Annotated in this window: 16 protein-coding genes; 1 reads left to right on the top strand and 15 read right to left on the bottom strand. The window is 65.1% G+C overall.

Going from position 1 to position 20,687, the window contains the following annotated elements:
- Positions 1-31: 31 nt before the first annotated feature.
- The 3 genes from ACNEOT_RS12200 to ACNEOT_RS12190 form a co-directional block, all read right to left on the bottom strand.
- Entirely contained in the window at positions 32-1,147 is a 1,116-nt protein-coding gene (locus ACNEOT_RS12200) for a ferredoxin reductase (protein ID WP_415974297.1), read from the bottom strand.
- A gap of 124 nt (positions 1,148-1,271) precedes the next feature.
- On the bottom strand, positions 1,272-1,796 hold the full coding sequence (locus tag ACNEOT_RS12195) for a DUF6912 family protein (protein ID WP_415974296.1): 525 nt from the start codon (positions 1,794-1,796) through the stop codon (positions 1,272-1,274).
- Positions 1,797-1,805: 9 nt separating this feature from the next.
- Positions 1,806-3,251, bottom strand: a complete 1,446-nt coding sequence (locus ACNEOT_RS12190) for a WS/DGAT/MGAT family O-acyltransferase (protein WP_415974295.1) — start codon at positions 3,249-3,251, stop codon at positions 1,806-1,808.
- A gap of 185 nt (positions 3,252-3,436) precedes the next feature.
- Here ACNEOT_RS12190 and ACNEOT_RS12185 point away from each other — a divergent pair, with 185 nt between their 5' ends.
- Entirely contained in the window at positions 3,437-4,012 is a 576-nt protein-coding gene (locus ACNEOT_RS12185; RefSeq protein WP_415974294.1) for an Rv3235 family protein, read from the top strand.
- A gap of 36 nt (positions 4,013-4,048) precedes the next feature.
- On the opposite strand, the gene secA is transcribed toward ACNEOT_RS12185, so the two are convergent.
- The 12 genes from secA to ACNEOT_RS12125 form a co-directional block, all read right to left on the bottom strand.
- Positions 4,049-6,970 carry a preprotein translocase subunit SecA gene (gene secA / locus ACNEOT_RS12180; RefSeq protein WP_415974293.1) on the bottom strand — a complete coding sequence of 974 codons (2,922 nt, stop codon included), beginning with the start codon at positions 6,968-6,970 and terminating at the stop codon, positions 4,049-4,051.
- Between the two features lie 343 nt (positions 6,971-7,313).
- Positions 7,314-7,982, bottom strand: a complete 669-nt coding sequence (gene hpf / locus ACNEOT_RS12175) for a ribosome hibernation-promoting factor, HPF/YfiA family (protein WP_415974292.1) — start codon at positions 7,980-7,982, stop codon at positions 7,314-7,316.
- Positions 7,983-8,184: 202 nt separating this feature from the next.
- Complete coding sequence (locus ACNEOT_RS12170) at positions 8,185-8,868, bottom strand: ComF family protein (RefSeq protein ID WP_415974291.1); 684 nt, start codon at positions 8,866-8,868, stop codon at positions 8,185-8,187.
- A 34-nt stretch (positions 8,869-8,902) separates the two neighbouring features.
- Positions 8,903-10,681: an MtrAB system accessory lipoprotein LpqB gene (lpqB, locus tag ACNEOT_RS12165; protein ID WP_415975111.1), complete on the bottom strand. Its 1,779-nt coding sequence runs from the start codon at positions 10,679-10,681 to the stop codon at positions 8,903-8,905.
- Positions 10,681-12,396: an MtrAB system histidine kinase MtrB gene (gene mtrB, locus ACNEOT_RS12160; protein ID WP_415974290.1), complete on the bottom strand. Its 1,716-nt coding sequence runs from the start codon at positions 12,394-12,396 to the stop codon at positions 10,681-10,683. The genes lpqB and mtrB overlap by 1 nt, the downstream gene beginning before the upstream one ends.
- Positions 12,393-13,070 (bottom strand): MtrAB system response regulator MtrA, encoded by a 678-nt coding sequence (gene mtrA / locus ACNEOT_RS12155; protein WP_027496508.1) that lies wholly within the window; start codon positions 13,068-13,070, stop codon positions 12,393-12,395. The genes mtrB and mtrA overlap by 4 nt, the downstream gene beginning before the upstream one ends.
- 4 nt (positions 13,071-13,074) lie before the next feature.
- On the bottom strand, positions 13,075-13,740 hold the full coding sequence (locus ACNEOT_RS12150) for a dTMP kinase (protein WP_415974289.1): 666 nt from the start codon (positions 13,738-13,740) through the stop codon (positions 13,075-13,077).
- Positions 13,741-13,753: 13 nt separating this feature from the next.
- Positions 13,754-15,238, bottom strand: coding sequence for an adenosylhomocysteinase (ahcY, locus tag ACNEOT_RS12145; protein ID WP_415974288.1), 1,485 nt, complete (start codon positions 15,236-15,238; stop codon positions 13,754-13,756).
- A gap of 87 nt (positions 15,239-15,325) precedes the next feature.
- Entirely contained in the window at positions 15,326-16,429 is a 1,104-nt protein-coding gene (locus ACNEOT_RS12140; protein WP_415975110.1) for an alkane 1-monooxygenase, read from the bottom strand.
- 230 nt (positions 16,430-16,659) lie between these two features.
- Complete coding sequence (locus ACNEOT_RS12135) at positions 16,660-18,177, bottom strand: amino acid permease (protein ID WP_415974287.1); 1,518 nt, start codon at positions 18,175-18,177, stop codon at positions 16,660-16,662.
- A 120-nt stretch (positions 18,178-18,297) separates the two neighbouring features.
- The gene (gene manA, locus ACNEOT_RS12130; protein WP_415974286.1) at positions 18,298-19,527 is read right to left on the bottom strand and encodes a mannose-6-phosphate isomerase, class I; all 1,230 of its coding nucleotides are present in this window, start codon (positions 19,525-19,527) and stop codon (positions 18,298-18,300) included.
- Positions 19,527-20,669 carry a tobH protein gene (locus tag ACNEOT_RS12125; protein WP_415974285.1) on the bottom strand — a complete coding sequence of 381 codons (1,143 nt, stop codon included), beginning with the start codon at positions 20,667-20,669 and terminating at the stop codon, positions 19,527-19,529. Before ACNEOT_RS12125 ends, manA begins: the two co-directional genes overlap by 1 nt.
- Positions 20,670-20,687 lie beyond the last annotated feature (18 nt).

Genomic DNA, 20,687 nt, shown 5'->3' with positions numbered 1-20,687 from the left:
AGGCTGAGAAGGTCGTGTGCGAGAAACAGACCTACAGTTCCAATGTGCAGTCGCCTGCAGCAGCGGAAATGCATGTCTGGACGCGGTCGCCCTCGCTGTGTTCCTTACCCGAGCGCAGGTCCAGTACATGCCCCGAAGTCAACGGCACCACACATGTCTGGCAAATTCCCATCCGGCAGCCGAACGGCATCTGAACGCCGACTTTCTCCCCGGCTTCGAGCAGGCTGGTCGCGCCGTCGACGGTGACCTTCTTGTCCGACTTCGAGAACGTGACGGTGCCGCCGGCACCGGACGTGTCCGCACGCGAGATCTCGAACCGCTCCAGATGCAGCCGATCCTCCAATCCCTCTCGCTTCCAGGTCTTCTCGATCTCTTCGAGGAGCGCGGCGGGGCCGCATGCCCAGGTATCACGCGTTCGCCAATCGGGATAGAGCTCGTCGAGCGAGGCGAGTGCGAATTTGCCGTCGGATCGCGTCAACTGCACGTGCGAGGTGAAGTTGGGATGGGACTCCTCCAGCGCGGCGATTTCGGCCGCGAACATGACTTCGTCCTCGGTGGGGGCCGAGTGAATGTGCACCGTATCGGGCATGTCCCCGTGCCGATCCAATGCCCGCAGCATGGAGATGATCGGGGTGATGCCACTGCCCGCGGTGATGAACAAGATCTTGTTCGGCGGCGGGACGGGCAACGCGAAGTTGCCCTTCGGCGCAGCGAGTCGAACGATGGTTCCCTGCGGTACTCCACCGACGAGGTGTGAGGACAGGAAGCCCTCGGGCATCGCCTTGACCGTGATGGAGATCAGCTTGTCTTCCCAGTTCGGCGGCGAGGTCAACGAGTACGACCGCCAGTGCCACCGCCCGCCGAGGTGCAAGCCGATTCCGATGTACTGACCCGGTCGGTAGTCGAAGTTGAAGCCCCAACCGGGCTGAATCACCAACGTCACCGCGGTGGCGGTTTCTTTCTCCACTCGCACGATGCGGCCGCGAAGTTCACGAGCAGACCACAGCGGATTGGCCAGATGCAGGTAATCGTCGGGCAACAATGGAGTGGTGATGCGAGTGAAGGCTCCACGCACCATGTTCAATCTGGGCCGCCGTGGTGCCGATACATCGGCCGCCGGAGCTTCCAGCCACTTCTTCAGATCCATCGGGTGTTCCGTCCCCTCGATCGAGATACCGATCCGTTTGCGGTCATCGAGGTTACGCTACCGTAGGTTCTGAACGAGGGTGATCTCTGCCGCTGTGATTCGTCCGGAGAACGTCACGGCGGAATCAGAGCAATTCGAGCAGAAACGGCAGCTCTTGCGGGGCGTACCACGCGAGCGTGTGATCCTCGGCGTCACCGAGTACGAACTCCGCGTCCGCGTCACCCATGTCCGCGGCATCGACGGCAGCCACGGCTTTGGCAACCGCCGATTCGGCTCCTTCGAGATCGACGTGCACCGACGCGACCTGATCCATCCGCAACGGCTCCTTCAACCGGACGACGGCATCGTCGAGGTCGGGTCGCAGCGTCGGATCTTCCACATCGGCTGCGATCACCGCCCGCCGGTGCACCACCCCCTCGGCCACCGTCCCGGTGTCCGACTCGTCGTCGACGGCAGCAGCGATCAGCCGCAGGGAGGCCCGCGCGGCCTCCCCCATCGCCACCTCGGCCAGCTCTTCGTCGTCGCCTGAGGCATACGCCTCACGCAGCGTCGGAGTCACTGCGAACGCCGTGCGCGAGACCGGGCTGAACTCACCCTCCGCCGACAGCACTTTCAAGAACTCCAGCGTCGCCGGAACGTAGACACGCATTGCAGAACCTCACACTCTCGAATCGTTACTCGCGTCGACCAACTCTTCCAGCGCCTCGTGCAGCAACGCCGTCACCACGTCCACGTCGGGCATCGCACCTCGATCGGCGTTGAGTCCGAAGAACACGTAGCCGTCGTAGGACGTCAATCCGATGCTCATCGCCTGGTTCTCGAACAATGGCGACACCGGATACATCTCGAGCATGCGCGCACCGCCGACATACAGAGGAAATTGGGGTCCGGGAGCATTGGTGACGATCAGATTGAACACGCGCTGAGACAGGCGGCTGCCCGCCCGCGCGCCCATCGCATGCAGACTCGCGGGCGCGAAGCCGGAGATGCGCATCAGAGTCTGCGCGGTGACTCCGCGACTCTGCTTGGCGTGCGCCTCGGTGGCGTGCGCGATGTGAGAGAGCCGCACCACGGCATTCGACTCACCGACGGGCAGGTCGACGAGGAACGACGAGACCTCGCTGCGATCGTCCTCCGCTTGCTCGACCGTCCGGTCGGTCGGCTCTCCGAATCCGACGCGGTCGGCGGAGACGTACACCGACATCGGCACCATCGCCCGCACGGTCGAGGAGGCCGTGACGGGCTCGCCCCGAGAGAGCAACCAGTTGCGCAGTGCGCCGGTGACGACGGCGAGGACCACATCGTTGATCGAGCAATCGAACCTGTTGTGGATTCTGCGGTAGTCCGCGAGCTCGGTCTTGGCGACCGCGAATCTGCGGTTGCGCGAGATCGGGGTGTTCAGCGGACTCGACGGCGCGCTCTGAGTCGCGGTGCGCAGCACAGCCGCGACCTTCCCCGCGGCACGCAAGGCTTCTCCCGCGACACCGGCGACGCCGTGCACTGCTCCGCGCAGCGTCTCGACGCTCTCCCCCGGCCGCACCACCAACTCGGTCAGCGCGTCGATGACCAGCGCCGCATCCTTCGGTTCGCGCGCGGGCATCCACAGTTCTTCGGCCATCGGCGGAGGATTCTTGCTCGCGTCGAGAATGACCTGACCGATGTCGAGTGCGTGCTCTCCGTCGACCAACGCCGAGTGGGATTTGGTGAAGACGGCGAAGCGATTCTTCGACAGCCCCTCCACCAGGTACATCTCCCACAATGGCCGCGTGCGATCGAGTGGGCGCGAGGTCAGTCGAGCGATCAGGTCGTGCAACTGATCGTCCGAACCCGGCTTCGGAAGCGCCGAACGTCGGATGTGGTACGTGATGTCGAAGTCCGCGTCGTCGACCCACACCGGCCTGGCCAGGCCGAAGGCAACCTCGCGGACCTTCTGCCGATACCGGGGAACCAACGCCAGTCGTTGCTCGACCAACGACAGCAGACGGTCGTAACTGAATCCGCTGCGCGGGGTCCGAAAGATGGCGAGCGAGCCGAGGTGCATGGGGCTACTGCTGGCCTCGAGAAAGTAGAACGACGCATCCTGCGCTGTCAGCCTGGTCGCCATCGCGTGTTCCGGTCCCCGTCCTCGCATGAAGTACGCGCCGATTCCTGTGGCCGAGCGCGCGGTGTGCTCGAACCTAGAGTACGTGGCGGGCGAATGTCGGTCGCGGGGTCGTGTGAGGGCCGTGTCGCGGGCACTTTCGGCGGTTCGGACGGAACCGAACTGGGTCTCGTACCGTCAATGTCGGTGTGAGCGTCATCGAATCGAGCGAGCCGCCGAACACCGCGGACACATCCGGACCCGGCAGCCGACTGCGCGCCGAGCATCACTGCTTTCTGTCGCGGGCCGCACCGTTCGAGCCACCGCTCAGCGCTGGCGCGGTGCACACATGGGATCCTGCTGCGGCCAACCAAGCGACACCGATCGGGCATCGAGTGTCGGTGCGCAGCAACCGTTCTCGACCACGCATCGACCCGCCCGGCCGACCATCGGTGCCCGCCGATGCGCGCTCGACCGCCGACCGCGCGATGCGGATGCTGATCGAGGTGATCGATCGACGGCGCAGTGCGGATCAGCTGTCGCCGCTGTTCACCCCGTCGATGATCGATCTGGTGCGGACCATCGTGCGCAACCCACCGCCGGGGCGGCGGCTCGGATTCGCCGCAGTGCGTCGAGTGCACGTGGCGTACCAGTCGGATGTGTCGGCAGAGATCTTCGGCTCGTACACCCGCGGGCCGCGCATGTTCGCTTTCGCCGGCCGAATCGAGTTGGCCATCGACCCGCGGCGCCCCGGCTGGACGGTCACGTCGTTGCGCGTGGGGTGAGGTCGCGTCGCCGTGCAGCGACGCGACCGGCGTCGACTACCTCTTGCGCTTGGAGCGAGCTGCCTTCTTCGGTCCCTTGCTCTGTGTCCTCGCCGCTTCGCGACGCTCCCGACGGGTGCCCTCCGCAGCGGACTCACCGCCGGACGGGGACGGTCCGGACCGACGAACGGCAGTGCCGCCGCCCTCGGCCGGACCGGAGAAGGTCAACCTCTGCTCGTCCTGCCCGTCGAGACCCTTCGCGCGCAGGGCCGAGGGCACTGCGGGAGCTGTGGGTTCGGGAGCGGCAGGGGCAGGCGGCGGTGTCGCGGGCACTGCCGGCTTCGCACTCGTCGGCGCAGGCGCAGCAGCGGGTGCCGCAGGTGGGCGACCGGAGCCCACCGGGGAGGCCAGTCCCGGAGCCACGGCGAGACCTGCCGCAGCCGCGGGCCCCGCGGGGGCCGGTGTCGCCTCGACCTGCAGATTGAACAGGAAGCCGACCGACTCCTCCTTCAAACCGTCGAGCATGCCCTGGAACATGTCGTAGCCCTCGCGCTGATACTCGACCAGCGGGTCACGCTGTGCCATCGCACGCAGGCCGATGCCCTCTTTGAGGTAATCCATCTCGTAGAGGTGCTCACGCCACTTGCGGTCGAGCACGGACAGCAGCACTCTCCGCTCGAGCTCGCGCATCCCGTTCTCGCCGGCGATACCGTCGATCTCGGCTTCACGGTTTGCGTACGCCGACCGCGCGTCCTCGAGCAGTGCCTCGCGCAGTTCGTCGCGGCTCAGATCGCCCTTCTCGCCGTCCTCGTTCTCGCCGGCGAGAACCTTGTGGTCGATTCCCACCGGGTAGAGGGTCTTCAGCGCGGTCCAGAGCTGCTCGAGATCCCAGTCCTCCACGTAGCCCTCGGCGGTGGCACCGTCGACATAGGCGGTGATCACATCGGTGATCATGCCCTCGACCTGGCCCTCCATGTCCGCGCCTTCGAGGATGCGACGGCGCTCCTCGTAGATGACGGTGCGCTGCTGGTTCATCACCTCGTCGTACTTGAGAACGTTCTTGCGGATCTCGAAGTTCTGCTGCTCGACCTGCGTCTGAGCACTCTTGATGGCCTTGGACACCATCTTGGCTTCGATCGGGACGTCGTCGGGCAGGTTGAGCCTGGTCATGATCGACTCGAGTGCGCCGCCGTTGAATCGACGCATCAATTCGTCGCCGAGCGAGAGGTAGAACCGCGATTCGCCCGGATCACCCTGACGACCCGAACGGCCGCGAAGCTGGTTGTCGATACGACGCGAGTCGTGCCGCTCGGTGCCGAGCACGTACAGGCCACCGGCCTCGCGCACGGTATCGGCGTCGGCCTTGACCTGCGCCTTGACCTCTTCCAGAGCAGGCTCCCACGCAGCCTCGTACTCCTCGGGGGTTTCGACCGGATCCAGGCCCTGCTTGCGAAGCTGCAGGTCGGCAAGAATATCCGGGTTACCACCGAGCACGACGTCGGTGCCACGGCCTGCCATGTTGGTCGCGACGGTCACCGCGCCATGACGGCCTGCCTCGGCGATGATCGTCGCTTCCTGCTCGTGGAACTTCGCGTTCAACACGTTGTGTGCCACGCCGCGCTTGGTGAACTGCTTCGACAGATACTCCGAGCGTTCGACGCTCGTGGTGCCGATCAGAACCGGCTGGCCCTTCTCGTGCCGCTCGACGACGTCGTCTACCACGGCGTCGAACTTGGCCTCTTCCGTCTTGTAGATCAGGTCGCCGTTGTCCACTCGAACCATCGGACGGTTCGTCGGGATGGGAATGACGCCGAGGCCGTAGATCTGGTGCAGCTCGGCGGCCTCGGTCTCGGCGGTACCGGTCATGCCCGAGAGCTTGTCGTAGAGGCGGAAGTAATTCTGCAGCGTGATGGTGGCCAAAGTCTGGTTCTCGGCCTTGATCTCCACCTTCTCCTTGGCCTCGATGGCCTGGTGCATGCCCTCGTTGTATCGGCGTCCCACCAGGATGCGGCCGGTGAACTCGTCCACGATGATGACTTCACCGTCGCGGACGATGTAGTCCTTGTCCTTGGTGTAGAGCTCTTTGGCCTTGATGGCGTTGTTGAGGTAGTTCACCAGTGGTGAGTTGGCGGCCTCGTACAGGTTGTCGATACCGAGCTGATCCTCGACCAATTCGACGCCTGCTTCGTGCACACCGATGGTCCGCTTGCGGATGTCGACCTCGTAATGCGTGTCGGGCTTGAGCATCGGCGCGATACGAGCGAACTCTCCGTACCACTTGCTCGACGCGTCGGCCGGTCCCGAGATGATCAGCGGGGTGCGGGCCTCGTCGATGAGGATGGAGTCGACCTCGTCGACGACGGCGAAGTTGTGCCCTCGCTGCACGAGGTCGTCGAGCGAGTGCGTCATGTTGTCGCGCAGGTAGTCGAAGCCGAACTCGTTGTTGGTGCCGTAGGTGATGTCGGCGGCGTAGGCGGCGCGGCGCTCGGCAGGGGTCATCCCGGAGAGGATGACGTCGACAGAGAGTCCGAGGAATCGGTGCACGCGGCCCATCCACTCGGAGTCACGCTTGGCGAGATAGTCGTTGACCGTCACCACGTGGACACCGTCGCCGGAGATCGCGTTGAGATAGGCGGGAAGAACGCAGGTCAGCGTCTTACCCTCGCCGGTCTTCATCTCGGCGATGTTGCCGAAATGCAGGGCGGCTCCGCCCATGACCTGGACGTCGAAGTGACGCTGCGAGAGCACTCGCCACGACGCCTCGCGGGCCACCGCGAACGCCTCGGGCAGGAGCTGGTCCAGGGTCTCCCCGGCGGAGTACCTCTCCTTGAACTCCGCGGTCTTGCCGCGTAGTTCGTCGTCGGAGAGGCTCTCGACGTCCGGAGACAGGGTCGAGACGTGGTCGGCGATGCTCTTGAGCCGCTTGACCATGCGACCTTCACCGACACGGAGCAGCTTGGAAAACGACAGCGACGGCACGGGTTTTCTCGTCCTCGATCCTCGGTTCACGGGTACTGGCACGAACAACTCTGGTACTGCTTGCAACTCTGGTACTGCTGGCAACACTGTTACTGCACGAGCTCACGGGTACGTCACCACGACTTCCAGGCGGCGGGTAACCCGAACGCGTCCATGGTAGGCGGTGTGGCTGCGAACCCGGCAGCCCGACTCTCGGGTGTCCGAGTTCGGCGGTTCGCCATCGGCGACGACACCGACACAGCACTGCAGGCTCGACGTGGGAATCGAGTCTCCGGTGTCGAGCCTGCAGCGGTGGGGAGATTTCACGGACGGCGAACGAACCGGGCCGTCGCGCGCCTGCGGGTCAGGTGAGTCTGATCAAGCCGTAATCGAAGGCGTGCCGTCGGTACACGACCGAGGGTCGATCGCTGGCACTGTCGTGGAACAGGAAGAAGTCGTGTCCTACGAGTTCCATCTCGTACAGGGCATCGTCGACGCTCATCGGTGCGGCCGAGTGGATCTTCGTCCGCACGATGTGCCCCGGACCGCTCTGATCGTCCTCGAAGGAGTCGAGTTTCGTCTCGGGATCGAGTGCCAGCGTGTCGTCCTCGGCAAGCTCGGCGGTGGCCTCGGCGACGGAGACGGGTCTCTTCTCGCCGTAGTGGACCTTGCGACGGTCCTTGGTGCGCCGGAGTCTGCTCTCGAGTTTGGACGTCACCGCTTCGAGGGCGGCATAGAAACTGTCTGCACACGCTTCGGCTCGAACGACCGGACCCTTGCCCTTCGCGGTGATCTCCACGCGTTGACATGCCTTGGCCTGGCGGCGATTTCGTTCGTGCTGCAGCTCGACGTCGAATAGATAGATGGACGGATCGAAGCGCTCGAGGCGAGCCAGTTTCTCGGAGACGTATATCCGGAAATGATCCGGTATCTCGACGTTGCGGCCCTTGACCACAACGTCCGCATTGCTCTTGGTGGATTCTTCCGAGGGCTTCTCGTCGAAGAAAACCGAGGCTTGTGAAGGGGTCGTCACGCGTACCTCCAGATATCGGCCACGCCCACTGTTGGACGTGGCAAAGTGTGCATGCCGGATGGGGAACCTTCCGGCATCTCGAGTCCGGGGCATCACCTCATTTCGCGTCCGCTCAGGGCGTGTCCGCGACGTTAGTCGGTCATCGACTCGTGTGCCACCGTTCACCCCGAATTGGTTGTCGGCATGTCCCTCTGCCGACCGCTCATGCACTCGCCACCACCAGCGCCCCGGCAAGCGGCACCCCGAAATCGCTGAGCACTCTTGCCGATTCGGCCAGCGTCGCGCCGGTGGTGACGACGTCGTCGACGAGCAACACGGTGAAGTCGCCCGATTGCGTCGCACCGGCTTTCGTCTGCGGACGGGCGACCCCGACTGCCTCGATCCGACCCGCCACATTGTGTTGGCGCTGCCCCGCCGAGAGCCCGACCGAATCGCGGACGCCGCCGGTCATGCGGAGCAACTCCGGAACGCGCACCCGCTCGGGTGCCAGGTGTTCGGCTGCCATTCGAGCGCACCGCAGAACGGGATCGCCCCCGCGGGCCCTCGCCGCGCGGGCCCGAGAGGGCGCACAGACCAGGATCAGCGAACTCAGCTCCGGCGGATCGATCTCACCCGCGTCGCGCAGGTGACCGACGGCCTCGGCGAGAGCTCGCCCGAAAGGTCGGGCCACCGACCGTCGACCTCGCTCCTTCAGGGCGATCACCCCACTGCGGCGCGGCCCGCTGTACGTACCCAACGCCCAGCACGGCACGCCGGGATCGACGCGTGGGCGAACGGCAGTGGGTGGGACGTACAGCGCTCGCGCGCACGCCGGGCACCAGTGCTCCCCTGGAACCCCGCACCCGGCGCATTCGAGAGGGAGAACCAGGTCGAGGAGCGTCCGCATGGGTGCAGAGTGTGCCCCACCCCACCGACACACCTCAGCCGGGCAGGATCGGGACGGCTTTCACTCCGGCCAGACCGGTGACCTCGCGCCAGTAACGGTCGCCGACCGGATCGGCGTTGTTGAGCGCGAAGACCGCTCGCGCGTCCGCCACGTACTCCGTCTCCGGCGAGGCGTCGACCGCCAATACCGGGGTGGTCAGGTTGCGCGACGGCAGCGCGTCCATTCGGGATCCGTCGACGGTCACCTGCACCACAGGAGTGTCGGTGGCAACCCTGGCGATCACGATGGTGTCGCCGGTACTCCAGTCCAGACTGGTGGCGTCACTGCCGAGCCCGATGGCCACCGCTCGGGGCTCGGTCAGGGAGTACACACCCGAGGGATCTCGCACCACCGTCGCCACGTACACGACGCCGTCGACGATGAGCGCGGCTCGCACCCCGTCGCGGGCCAGTCGCAGTTCGGTGATCCGGGTGCCGAGTGTCGTGATCGCACGGGCGTCGACGGGTATCACCGACACCTGACCGGTGGAGGGATCTCGAGCGGCTCGGATGACGTTGGTGCCGTCTATCACCGCCCAGGCCGCATTGTCGTCGGCCCCCCAGGTGGGCCGCGTGATCGATTGACCCTCGGCCACCGGAAACGCCCCGCCGTCGTAGCTGCCGACCATGAGCGTGCTGGACGGAGCCGGGGCGGGCCTACCGGTATCCGCGACGCCCGCGACGAGGGTGCCGTCGTTGGACAGTGCCACCGAACGCAGGTTGCGGGCCTGCCCGAAGTACCCGGGGGCGGGAGTGGTCTCGTTCTCGTCGACGCGGAGCAAGGTGCCGGACGCAAGTGCATGCAATCCGACGCTTTCGTCGGTACTGCCGAGCGGATCGAACGAGTCGACGCCTGCTGTCGTCCATCCGTCGGGCTTGGTCGTGTCGATCGGTTGACCGTCGGCGAGCAGCACGTACGGTCCTGCGACCTCGGCTGAGGCGAGGGTCCAGATCACCTGTGCGGCAAGTAGTTCCCGGTCGCGGTCACCCTTGTTCTGCAGCCCGCCGAAGTCGATCCTGATGCCTCCGAGTCCCACCCCCACCTGCGAGGTCTGACCATCGGCCTTGGTGATGGGACCGCGAATGTTCACGTCGTCGGACAGTTCGTTGCTCACCGCAGCCGACAGCGCCGACTTGGGGCCGTCGATGAGCAGTTGCACGAGTTGGTTGGCGAGCTGGTCCTGCGACCCACTGGTCCAACGCACGTCGGGCACGAGCACGCCGCCGAGCGGATCGACGAAGTAGAGCGAGCGCTGCTGGTAGGTGTTCAGAAACGCCTGCCGATCGATGACGACGCCGGGCGGCAGTTCGGAGATCCGCCACTGACCGTCCACCCGCTCCATCTCGATTGCGGCGTCGAAGGTGTCCGAGCCGGCCTGATACTCGCCGCGGGAGGCCAGCATCCCGGCAGTGGTGGAGCGGATCGTGAACTGTGCTCGATCGGCGGTCCGTGGGCCGGACAGCGTGTCGATGCGGTCCGCGACGACGGTTCGCGCGCCATCGTCCCAGGTGGCCGAGGCATCCTCTGTGAGAAATTGCCGAGCAGCCTGGTGTCTGTTCGCAGAGACGGCGCTGGCCTCGAAGAAGTCGTCGAGCAAACGGTCCGGCTCGCGTCCCGGCTCGGGGGCCGGGGCGCTGGTGGGCACGGCACCGGCAGTCAACGTTCCGATGGCCTGGGGGCTGGACGACTCGGGGAGGCTGGCACACCCGCCCACGAGTGCGAGTACGAGAGCGCAGATTGCCAGTACTCGAGCGCCGCGGTGAGCCGAGACGATCACGTCGCGGGCTCCGACGCGGACGTCTTCGGTGTGGACGTCTTCGGCGCGGATGTTCTCGGCGCGGTGATTGCGGGAATCGGTTGTCCCTGTGCGTATCTCTTGGTGCTGGGTTTGAGGGGTAGCGGGGATCCGATCACCTTGTGACCGCGCACGAGCGGCAGAGTGAGTCGGAAACACGCACCCTCGCCCACTGCACCCCACGCTTCGAGCTTACCGTCGTGCAAGCGGGCGTCCTCGACGCTGATTGCCAGCCCGAGACCGGTGCCTCCGGATCGCCGAACGCGGGAGGGATCCGAGCGCCAGAACCGATTGAACACCAACTTCTCTTCTCCGGGCCGCAGACCGATGCCCTGGTCACGCACCACGAATGCTGCTGCGTCGGCATCCGAGCGCAGGCGCAGCAGTACCGGCTTGCCCTCGCCGTGATCGAGCGCGTTGGCGAGCAGGTTGCGCAGAATTCGTTCCACTCGTCGGGGGTCGACCTCGGCCACGACCGCGGTCTCGGGCATGTCGACGATCACCTCGGTGCCGGTTTCGCGCGCCAGATGCCGCACGGTCGACACCGCAGCTCGGGCGCACATGCGCAGGTCGAGCTGTTCGGCGGCCAGTTCGGCCACACCCGCGTCGTGGCGGCTGATCTCGAGCAGGTCACCGAGCAGAGTCTCGAATCGGTCGAGTTCGTTGACCAGCAGCTCCGAGGATCTCTTGAGTGCGGGCTCGAGGTTGTCGCTGGCGTCGTAGATGAGGTCGGCGGCCATCCGCACGGTGGTGAGCGGGGTGCGGAGTTCATGGCTGACGTCGGAGGTGAATCGGCGCTGCAGGTTACCGAACTCCTCGAGTTGGGTGATCTGCTTGGACAGGCTTTCGGCCATCTCGTTGAACGACATCGCGAGCCTGGCCATGTCGTCTTCACCGCGAACCGGCATGCGCTCCTTGAGCCTGCCGTCGGCGAACCGCACCGCGATCCTCGACGCCGAACGAATGGGAAGGACCACCTGACGTGCGACGAGCATCGCGATCGCCGCGAGGAGAACCAGCAGCACCACTGCGCCGATGAACAACGTGCCGCGTACGAGCGAGAGCGTGCGATCCTCGCTGGCCAGGGGAAAGATCAGGTAGAGCTGCAGGGCCGAGATGTCGGATCCGGTGGGCGATCCCATGATCAGCGCGGAGCCGGAGTATCCGCCGTCGCTGTCGGTCACCGTCGCGTACTGCGAACTGATCAGGCCCTTCTTGACGAAGTCGCGCAGACTGCTCGGAATCTGATCGACCGGCCCGACCGAGGCCTCTGCGCGGGTGGCGTCGCCTTCCACGATCAGAACCGGATCGAACGAACCTGCCGAACCGGTGGTCGACGCGGCGTCCAGATCCTGGTTGGTCAACGCCGCCCGTGCTCGCTCGAGGCGTGTTGCGAGCCCGCTGGAATCGTCGGCCCCAGCGAGGTTGCCCTCGACGGTGGTGCGCGAGCGGTCGAGTTCCTCGGTGGCGGCGGACAGCTTTGCTTCGAGCAGTCGATCTGTGATCTGGCTGGTCAACACCACTCCGAGGATGAGGATGACCACCAGCGACAGAGTCAGCGTCGACACGACGACGCGCAGCTGTAGTGACCGTCGCCAGGCATGGCCGAGCGACGTACTCAGCGAACGAAACCAACGCAGTACCGGTGAGAACTTGCCGTTGATTCGACGCCGAGAATGGGAGAAACGGATCACGGCGGTCCGGCCTTGTAGCCGACCCCCCTCACGGTCAACACCACCTCGGGGTTCTCCGGATCCTTTTCGACCTTGGCGCGCAGGCGCTGCACGTGCACGTTGACCAGTCGGGTGTCGGCTGCGTGGCGGTAGCCCCAGACCTGTTCGAGCAACACCTCTCGGGTGAACACCTGACGCGGCTTGCGCGCGAGCGCAACCAGAAGATCGAACTCGAGCGGGGTGAGGGAGACGAGTTCGTCGCCGCGACTGACCTTGTGGGCTGGCACGTCGATGACGATGTCTGCGATGGACAGCAGTTCGGCCGGTTCGTCCTCTGTCCGGCGCAGCCGGGCCCGCACCCGAGCGACCAATTCCTTCGGCTTGAAGGGCTTCATGATGTAGTCGTCGGCACCGGATTCGAGCCCCAACACGACGTCGACCGTGTCGGTCTTGGCCGTCAACATGACGATGGGCACGCCCGAATCGGCCCGCAGGACGCGGCAGACGTCGATGCCGTTCATCCCGGGAAGCATCAGATCCAGCAGCACCAGGTCCGGCCGGTTCTCGCGCACGGCCGCCAGTGCTTGGGTGCCGTCGCCGACCACGAAGGGCTCGAATCCTTCACCACGCAACACGATGGTGAGCATCTCCGCCAGAGCCGAATCGTCGTCCACAACCAGAATCCGAGGCTTCATGGTCCTATGGTGTCACTTTCCGCTCGCCTGATGGCTGATTGAACATGTCGGCGGCGAGTCGATCGGGATCGACGTCGGCGGCGACCACCCGCCACGGCGACACCCAGTTCGACGCAGCGAGTCGGCCGTACGCGGCCGAGGTTCGACTCTGCAGTGACCCGTCCCGCTCGTACGCATCCCTGGTACGAGCGGCGTCCGCGCTTTCGCGGGCCGCCGCTCGCTCGGCCGCGAGCGCGACGGGGACGTCGAGAAGGATCTGGACGTCGGGAACGGGGACTCCGAATCGGTCGAATTCCAGTGACCGTATCCATTCGACGGCCTCGCCGTCGACGGACTGCTCCAACCGGGCCGCGGTGTAGGCAGCGTTGGACGCCACGTAACGATCGAGAAGGACGATGTCGTTGTCGACGAGGATCTTTCGAATGTCATCGCCGGCTTCCCGGCGATCGAGCGCGAACAGCAGAGCCATCGCATGCACGCTTGCGGAGGTGTCCCCGTGCTCCCCTTGCAGTGCCTCGGCTGCAAGATCGGCATGAATCGAACGTCCGTATCGGGGAAACCCGACCCGGACGACGTCGAGTCCGTCACGTTCCCACGCCGAAACGAGCCGACGGGCGAGCGTGTTCTTGCCCGCTCCGTCGACTCCTTCGATGACGAACAGTTTTCCCACTTCTGGTGACCGGTCAGTAGCGGTAGTGCTCGGGCTTGTACGGGCCCTCGACGTCGACTCCGATGTATTCGGCCTGCTCCTTGGTGAGCTTGGTGATCGAGCCACCGAGCGCTTCGACGTGGATGCGCGCGACCTTCTCGTCGAGGTGCTTGGGCAGGCGGTAGACCTCGTTGTCGTACTCGTCCGGCTTGGTCCACAGCTCGATCTGAGCGATCACCTGGTTGGAGAAGCTGTTGCTCATGACGAACGACGGGTGGCCCGTAGCGTTGCCGAGATTGAGCAGCCGACCCTCGGACAGCACGATGATCGAGTGGCCGTCCTTGAACTGGAACTCGTCGACCTGCGGCTTGATGTTGATCCGCGTCACGTCGGCGGCCTTCTCCAGCCCGGCCATGTCGATCTCGTTGTCGAAGTGACCGATGTTGCCCAGGATCGCCTGGTGCTTCATCTTGCGCATGTGCTCGAACGTGATGATCTTGAGGTTGCCCGTCGAGGTGATCACGATGTCGGCCTGCTCGATGAACTCGTCGACCGTGCGCACGTCGAAACCGTCCATCAGCGCCTGCAGGGCGTTGATCGGATCGGCCTCGGTCACCGTGACGCGAGCGCCCTGGCCCTTGAGTGCCTCGGCGCAGCCCTTACCGACGTCGCCGTAGCCACAGACCAGCACGGCCTTGCCGCCGATGAGAACATCGGTGCCGCGGTTGATGCCGTCGATCAGCGAGTGGCGGGTGCCGTATTTGTTGTCGAACTTGCTCTTGGTGACGGAGTCGTTGACGTTGATCGCCGGGAACGAGAGTTCACCGGCAGCCGCGAACTGGTACAGCCGCAGCACGCCGGTCGTGGTCTCCTCCGTGACACCCTGCACGGACGCGGCGATCTCGGTCCACTTGGTCTTCGATGCCTCCAGCGACCGACGCAGCAGACCGAGGAACACCTTGTACTCGTCGGAATCCTGGTCGTCGTCGGTCGGCGGAACGACGCCTGCCTTCTCGAACTGCGCGCCGCGCAGTACCAGCATCGTCGCGTCACCGCCGTCGTCGAGGATCATGTTGGCGGGCTGCTCGGGCCAGGTGAGCATCTGCTCGGCCGCCCACCAGTACTCTTCGAGGCTTTCGCCCTTCCACGCGAACACCGGCACGCCCTTGGGCTCTTCGACGGTGCCGTACGGGCCGACGACGACGGCCGCTGCCGCGTGATCCTGGGTGGAGAAGATGTTGCACGAGGCCCAACGAACCTCGGCTCCGAGCGCCACCAGGGTCTCGATCAGCACGGCCGTCTGCACGGTCATGTGCAGCGATCCCGACACTCGCGCGCCCTTGAGCGGCTGCACATCGGCGTATTCGCGGCGCAGCGCGATCAAGCCGGGCATCTCGTGCTCGGCGAGCCGAATTTCCTTGCGGCCGAATTCCGCGAGCGACAGGTCTGCGACCTTGAAGTCGATTCCACCGCGGTGATCCGCGGTGAGTGCCGATCCTGACGTAACTGAGGTCGTCATCTTGCCTCTCCTGTTGACTGAATGTCTGTGGTCCAGGCTATCGGGTCCCACACGGTGCAGGTACCGGGTGCCCGGAGCCTGCGCCTGCTATCCGTTTCGTCCGGCTCGCGCCAGAATTCGAGCGCGCTTGCGGGGCAGGATGTTCGCGCGGGTGATGTCCCCCTGGTAGTGCGCCAGTACCCGCCCGTCCATCACCCGACGCCACAGGGGCGGGAATGCGGCGAGCATCACCATCGACGCGTAGCCGGCAGGTAACTGCGGGGCCTCGTCGCAGGAGAGCAGAGTCTGATAGCGCTTGCCGGGGTTGGCGTGGTGGTCGCTGTGCCGCTGGAGGTGGTACAGGAAGATGTTGGTGCAGATTCTGTCGCTGTTCCAGCTGTGGCGGGGTGCGCATCGAACGTATCTGCCACGCTCGTTCGTCTCGCGGAGCAGGGCGTAGTGCTCCACGTAATTGACCATCTCGAGCAGCACGAATCCGACGACGGCCTGCAGCAGTAGATAGGGCGCGATGGACGCGCCGAACACGATCAGCAGCGAACCGAACAGCACGGCGCTGAGGAGCCAGGTGTGCAGCAGCGCATTGCTCGGGCTTGCGACCGAGCGGCCCTTCCGCCGAAGGCGCTGGGCCTCCAGCTTCCACGCGGAAGCAAGCCCGAGAAGTGCGCTGCGCGGCACGAAGGTCCACACGTTCTCGCCCAGCCGCGCACTCGCAGGGTCCTCAGGCGTTGCGACCCGAACATGGTGCCCGCGGTTGTGCTCGACGAAGAAGTGCCCGTAGAGCGTCTGTGACAGGGCGATCTTGGCCAGCCATCGCTCGTGCTGCTCGATTCGATGGCCCAGCTCGTGCGCGGCATTGATACCGGTGCCCGCGACGAGCCCCACCGTGACGGCCAACCCGATCTTGTCCATCACACTCAGACCGCCGTACGCCCACATCCAGCACGCGACGAACAGTCCGACGAATTGGATGGGTAGGAACAGGTACGTACACCAGCGGTAGTAGCGGTCGTTCTGCAGCTTTTCGCTCGCCGATGCGTCCGGATTGTGCCCGTCCTCACCTGCGATCAGATCGATGATCGGGATGATGACGAAGAAGACCAGCACACCGCTCCACCAGAAGAGCGGCATGCCCGTCCAATAGACCAACTGCGACGGCAGTAGAGCCGATGCCGGGGCCAACAGACCCAGCATCCACAGATAGCGCTTGTTGTCGTGCCAGCGAGCCGATCGTTCGCCGGCCTTCGAATCCCGCCCCCCGAAAGCGACACCCGAACCCTCCGCAGAGGTGATTCGGCCGTCCACACTCACCTGTGCAACACCCTCTCATCGAACGTCAGGAGTCCTCCCAGTCTGTTTTCGAGGGTATAACACTTCTGCCGGTTCGATGTGACGCCGTGTGGAGTGCTGCCGCGAGGCCCTGTTCAGCGCTTGACATTCCCGACACGGGACTTCTCGGCTTCCCGCAGCCCCATCACCGAGTGCCGCCTGCCGTACAGGACGTAGACGACGACACCGGCGGCCATCCAGACCAGGAAGCGCAGCCAGGTCTCGACCGACAGGTTGAACATCAGCCACAGGCACGCGAGAACCGCCAGAATCGGGACCAGCGGAACCCACGGCACACGGAAGCCACGCTCGAGGTCGGGCCGCGTCTTGCGCAGAACGAGAACGCCTGCCGACACGAGAACGAATGCGAACAGCGTGCCGATGTTCACCATCTCCTCGAGAGTTCCGAGAGGTACGAACGCGGCGAGCAGCCCGACGATGACACCGACCAGAATCGTCGTCCTGACCGGAGTGCCTTTCTTTCCGGTGTGCGCCAGGCCACGGGGCACCAGTCCGTCTCTCGACATCGCGAAGAGCACTCGCGTCTGGCCGAGCATCAGCACCATCACCACTGTCGTCAGGCCTGCGAGTGCGCCGAACGAGATAATGTTCTTGGCCCACGTCAGCCCGTTCAGCTCGAACGCCGTCGCCAAGGTGGAGCTGTCGCCGGCCAGATCGGTGTACTTGACCATCCCGGTCAGTACCAACGTGACTGCGACGTAGAGGACGGTGACGATCGCCAACGATCCGAGAATGCCGCGCGGTAGCGCCTTCTGCGGCTCCTTGGCCTCTTCCGCGGTGGTCGCGACCACGTCGAAACCGATGAACGCGAAGAACACCAGGGAGGCGGCTGCCAGCAATCCGTACGCACCGAACGTGCTACCGCCTGCGCCGGTGACGAACGAGAACAGAGACTGATGCAATCCCTCGCCCGTCGACGCGGGTTCGGACGGTGGGATGTACGGGTCGTAATTGGCGACCTTGATGTAGAAGGCCCCGAGCACGACGACGAACAGAACGACGATCACCTTGATCGCCGTGATGACCAGAGACACCCGCGAGGACAGCTTGGTGCCCGAGGCGATGAGCACCGTCAACAGAACCACGATGAGCAGTGCGCCCCAGTCGAAGTTCAGTGAACCGATCTCGAGCACAGGTGCCGATGTACCCAGCAGATCCCCGAGGTAGAGCGACCACGCCTTGGCCACAACCGCGGCCGCGAGACCGAATTCGAGGATCAGATCCCAGCCGATGATCCAGGCGATGAACTCGCCGAATGCGGCATAGGAGAACGTGTATGCGCTTCCGGCGACCGGCACCGTCGAGGCGAATTCGGCGTAGCACAGCGCGGCGAGACCGCAGGCTATCGCCGCCAGCACGAAAGCCACCGACACCGCAGGCCCCGCAACGTTTCCGGCAGTCCTGGCAGTCAGGGTGAAGATGCCTGCACCGACGGCAACTGCAACGCCGAACACGGTCAGATCCCACGAACCGAGTTCTTTGCGGAGTTTGGTGTCGGGCTCGTCGGTGTCCTCGATGGACTGCTCTATCGATTTGGTCCGGAACCACCCCGTCGTACGCGGGGCCTTCTCGGGCCGGTCTGCTTTCGTCATCGGGCCTCCGTATCGCCTGTTCACATCTGCCGACGGGTCACACCCGTCACAGAAATCACTGTGACATCAGACTATTGCCTCGGGGCACGGCCTCGGTACAAGTTCCGCGGATCGAACGAACTAGAGCGTGCCGACCGACGCCACGAACACCTCGGCATCGCCCGAGTCGGCAGTCACGAAAACCGATTCGTCCGCAGCCGGAATCCACGCCGAACTGCCCTGCGGCACCGAGAGCCCGGCCGCAGTGCCACCGGTGCCTGCGACGACGGTTCCGCTTGTGCACAGCAGGATTCTCGGGCCGGATCCGGGAATGTCCACCGTCTCCCCTGCCGCCACCGAAGTGCGACTCAGCGCGAATTCCGGTGCAGGCGTTGGGTACCGGTAGGTCGGTCGGTCGTCGACACCCGGGGTGATGGCGGAGATGTCGGCGGGCTCGAAATCCAGGACGCGCAACAATTCCGGCACGTCGACATGTTTGGGCGTCAACCCCCCGCGAAGCACGTTGTCCGAATTGGCCATGATCTCCACGCCGGTACCGCGCAGGTACGCATGGAGATTGCCCGCATCGAGATACAGACCTTGGCCCGGACTCAATGTCACCCGATTGAGCAGCAACGCCGCGAGCACGCCGGCGTCGCCGGGGTAGGACTCCCCCAATTCGAGCAGAGTCCTCGCCTCCGCCGCGAATCGACCACCGTCCGTTCGTGCCGGACCGGAGAGGTAGTCGATGCATCCCTGGGCTACGGCGGGCAGGATGTCGTCCAACGCTTGCCCGGGAAGGGTGATCCACGAGGTGAACACCGTGCGCAGACCGGAAGCATCGGGTTGGGCGGCGAGGAGGGTGCGATATCCGCCGAGCGCAGAAACTCCCAGGGCGTCGAGAAGTTCGACGGTGTCGGCCGGCCGACGGAAGCCCGCCAACGCCTCGAACTCCGTGAGCGCCACGATCAATTCGGGCTTGTGGTTCGGATCGCGGTAGTTGCGGACCGGGGAGTCTATGGAAACACCCGCGGCGTTCTCGCGCGCGAATCCTTCACGGGCCTGTGCACTGCTTGGGTGCGCCTGCAGCGACAGAGGTTCTTCTGCGGCAAGCAGTTTCAGCAGATACGGCAGCCGCGACTCGTAGTGTTGCGCAGACCCGCCCAGCTGCGTTCCCGGATCACCGTCGATCAGCGTGAGCAAGGGAGTGCTGCCACCCTCGTGCATCACGTGCGCCGAATCGGCAGGGTGGGCACCCAGCCAGATCTCGGCCTCGGGATGATCGGACGGCACGGGGCGCCCTTGAATTCGAGCGAGGGCGGTTCGCGAACCCCATGCGTACGACCGAACCGCGCCTCGCAAGAGTTGCACTAGCTACCGCCCATCAACAGCAGGTAAGCGGCGGTCGTGTCCAACCGCGTCGCCAACACGGACATCGTGTCGAGCATCGAAAGTGTATCCGGCCCGGACGACGCCGCGGGGTTGCCGAACTCGGCCCTCGCGCGCTCGCCGCCGAACAGCGCCTCACCCGACTCGGTGAGCAACAATTCCGACTCGGGAACACCGGCGATTCGTCGTTCCGTCATCATCCGATCGGCTTCCGACGCCACAACGACGACGCGCATCGGCAGCGCTGGCGGTGGACCGTCGAGCTGTTCGTCGTGAAAAAACGAGTCGAATGTTCTTGGCGCACCCAGTGATTCGACTGCCGATGCTCGGACGGAAGCGGCAATGACATCGCCCAACTCCCCCGCGCCGACGACGACACCCGCAACACGCAGCAACACCTCACTGCCGTGCCTGGCGACCTCGACGGCGGCGGGACCACTGCCGGTCAGCACCACCCGCCGACCGTTCAATCCACTGGCAAGGGCCTTGGCTGGATTGTGGAACACCTCGTTGGACGGGCTGTTTCGCACCGCCTCGGCGTCGAGCAGATCTGCCAGACGAGACAAGTTGGGCAGCAACGACTTCCACGACCCACCGGCGACCGCACCGAGTACGGCCACGAATGCAGCGAGGTAGCGCATCAGGGCATTGTGATCACGGACTGCGATCCGAGGCGGCAACCACATCACTCGGGCTCCCGGTACGGCTCGCAGTGGCCCCTCTTCGGGGGCGACAACGACCACTTCTGCGCCGCGACGCGACGCCGCGTCCACCGACTCGGCCAGTCGCGGATCCCCGGCGTCGTCGCCTGCCACCACCACGACGTCGAGAGGGCCGATCCATGGCGGAGTTCCGGTGCTCCGTACCAGCGGGACGCCGAGTCGGTCACCGAGCGCTGCGACGAGCAGCGACGCAGCCCGACTGCTGCGGCCGTCGCCGGTCACGATCACGACGCTTCGCGGACGGAGATCTGCCAGACGGGCGAGAACCGATTCGTCGACCGCGGTCGCGACGGCCCGCACTTGCGCGCCGGCCAGTGCGGCGCTGCGCAACGAGCCCTCACGATCGGCCGCGATGAGAGCATCGGAATCGTCGAGATCGACCAGAGACGACACTGCCGTCATGGCTGCGACACCTCCCTC

This window comes from Rhodococcus sp. 077-4, from assembly GCF_047782425.1.
Classification (GTDB): domain Bacteria; phylum Actinomycetota; class Actinomycetes; order Mycobacteriales; family Mycobacteriaceae; genus Rhodococcoides.
The sequence above is the reverse complement of the archived record's forward strand: the minus strand, read 5'-3'. Positions and strand labels throughout refer to the sequence as shown.

What these genes read in the sequence shown, in the direction of transcription:
- ACNEOT_RS12195 (WP_415974296.1), bottom strand. Translation starts at nt 1,796, where the DNA reads ATGCGTGTCTACGTTCCGGCGACGCTGGAGTTCTTGAAAGTGCTGTCG.
- mtrA (WP_027496508.1), bottom strand. Translation starts at nt 13,070, where the DNA reads ATGAAGCCTCGGATTCTGGTTGTGGACGACGATTCGGCTCTGGCGGAG.
- ahcY (WP_415974288.1), bottom strand. Translation starts at nt 15,238, where the DNA reads ATGACGACCTCAGTTACGTCAGGATCGGCACTCACCGCGGATCACCGC.
- ACNEOT_RS12140 (WP_415975110.1), bottom strand. Translation starts at nt 16,429, where the DNA reads ATGCTGGGTCTGTTGGCCCCGGCATCGGCTCTACTGCCGTCGCAGTTG.
- ACNEOT_RS12170 (WP_415974291.1), bottom strand. Translation starts at nt 8,868, where the DNA reads ATGCGGACGCTCCTCGACCTGGTTCTCCCTCTCGAATGCGCCGGGTGC.
- ACNEOT_RS12125 (WP_415974285.1), bottom strand. Translation starts at nt 20,669, where the DNA reads ATGACGGCAGTGTCGTCTCTGGTCGATCTCGACGATTCCGATGCTCTC.
- ACNEOT_RS12200 (WP_415974297.1), bottom strand. Translation starts at nt 1,147, where the DNA reads ATGGATCTGAAGAAGTGGCTGGAAGCTCCGGCGGCCGATGTATCGGCA.
- ACNEOT_RS12190 (WP_415974295.1), bottom strand. Translation starts at nt 3,251, where the DNA reads ATGGCGACCAGGCTGACAGCGCAGGATGCGTCGTTCTACTTTCTCGAG.
- ACNEOT_RS12135 (WP_415974287.1), bottom strand. Translation starts at nt 18,177, where the DNA reads ATGACGAAAGCAGACCGGCCCGAGAAGGCCCCGCGTACGACGGGGTGG.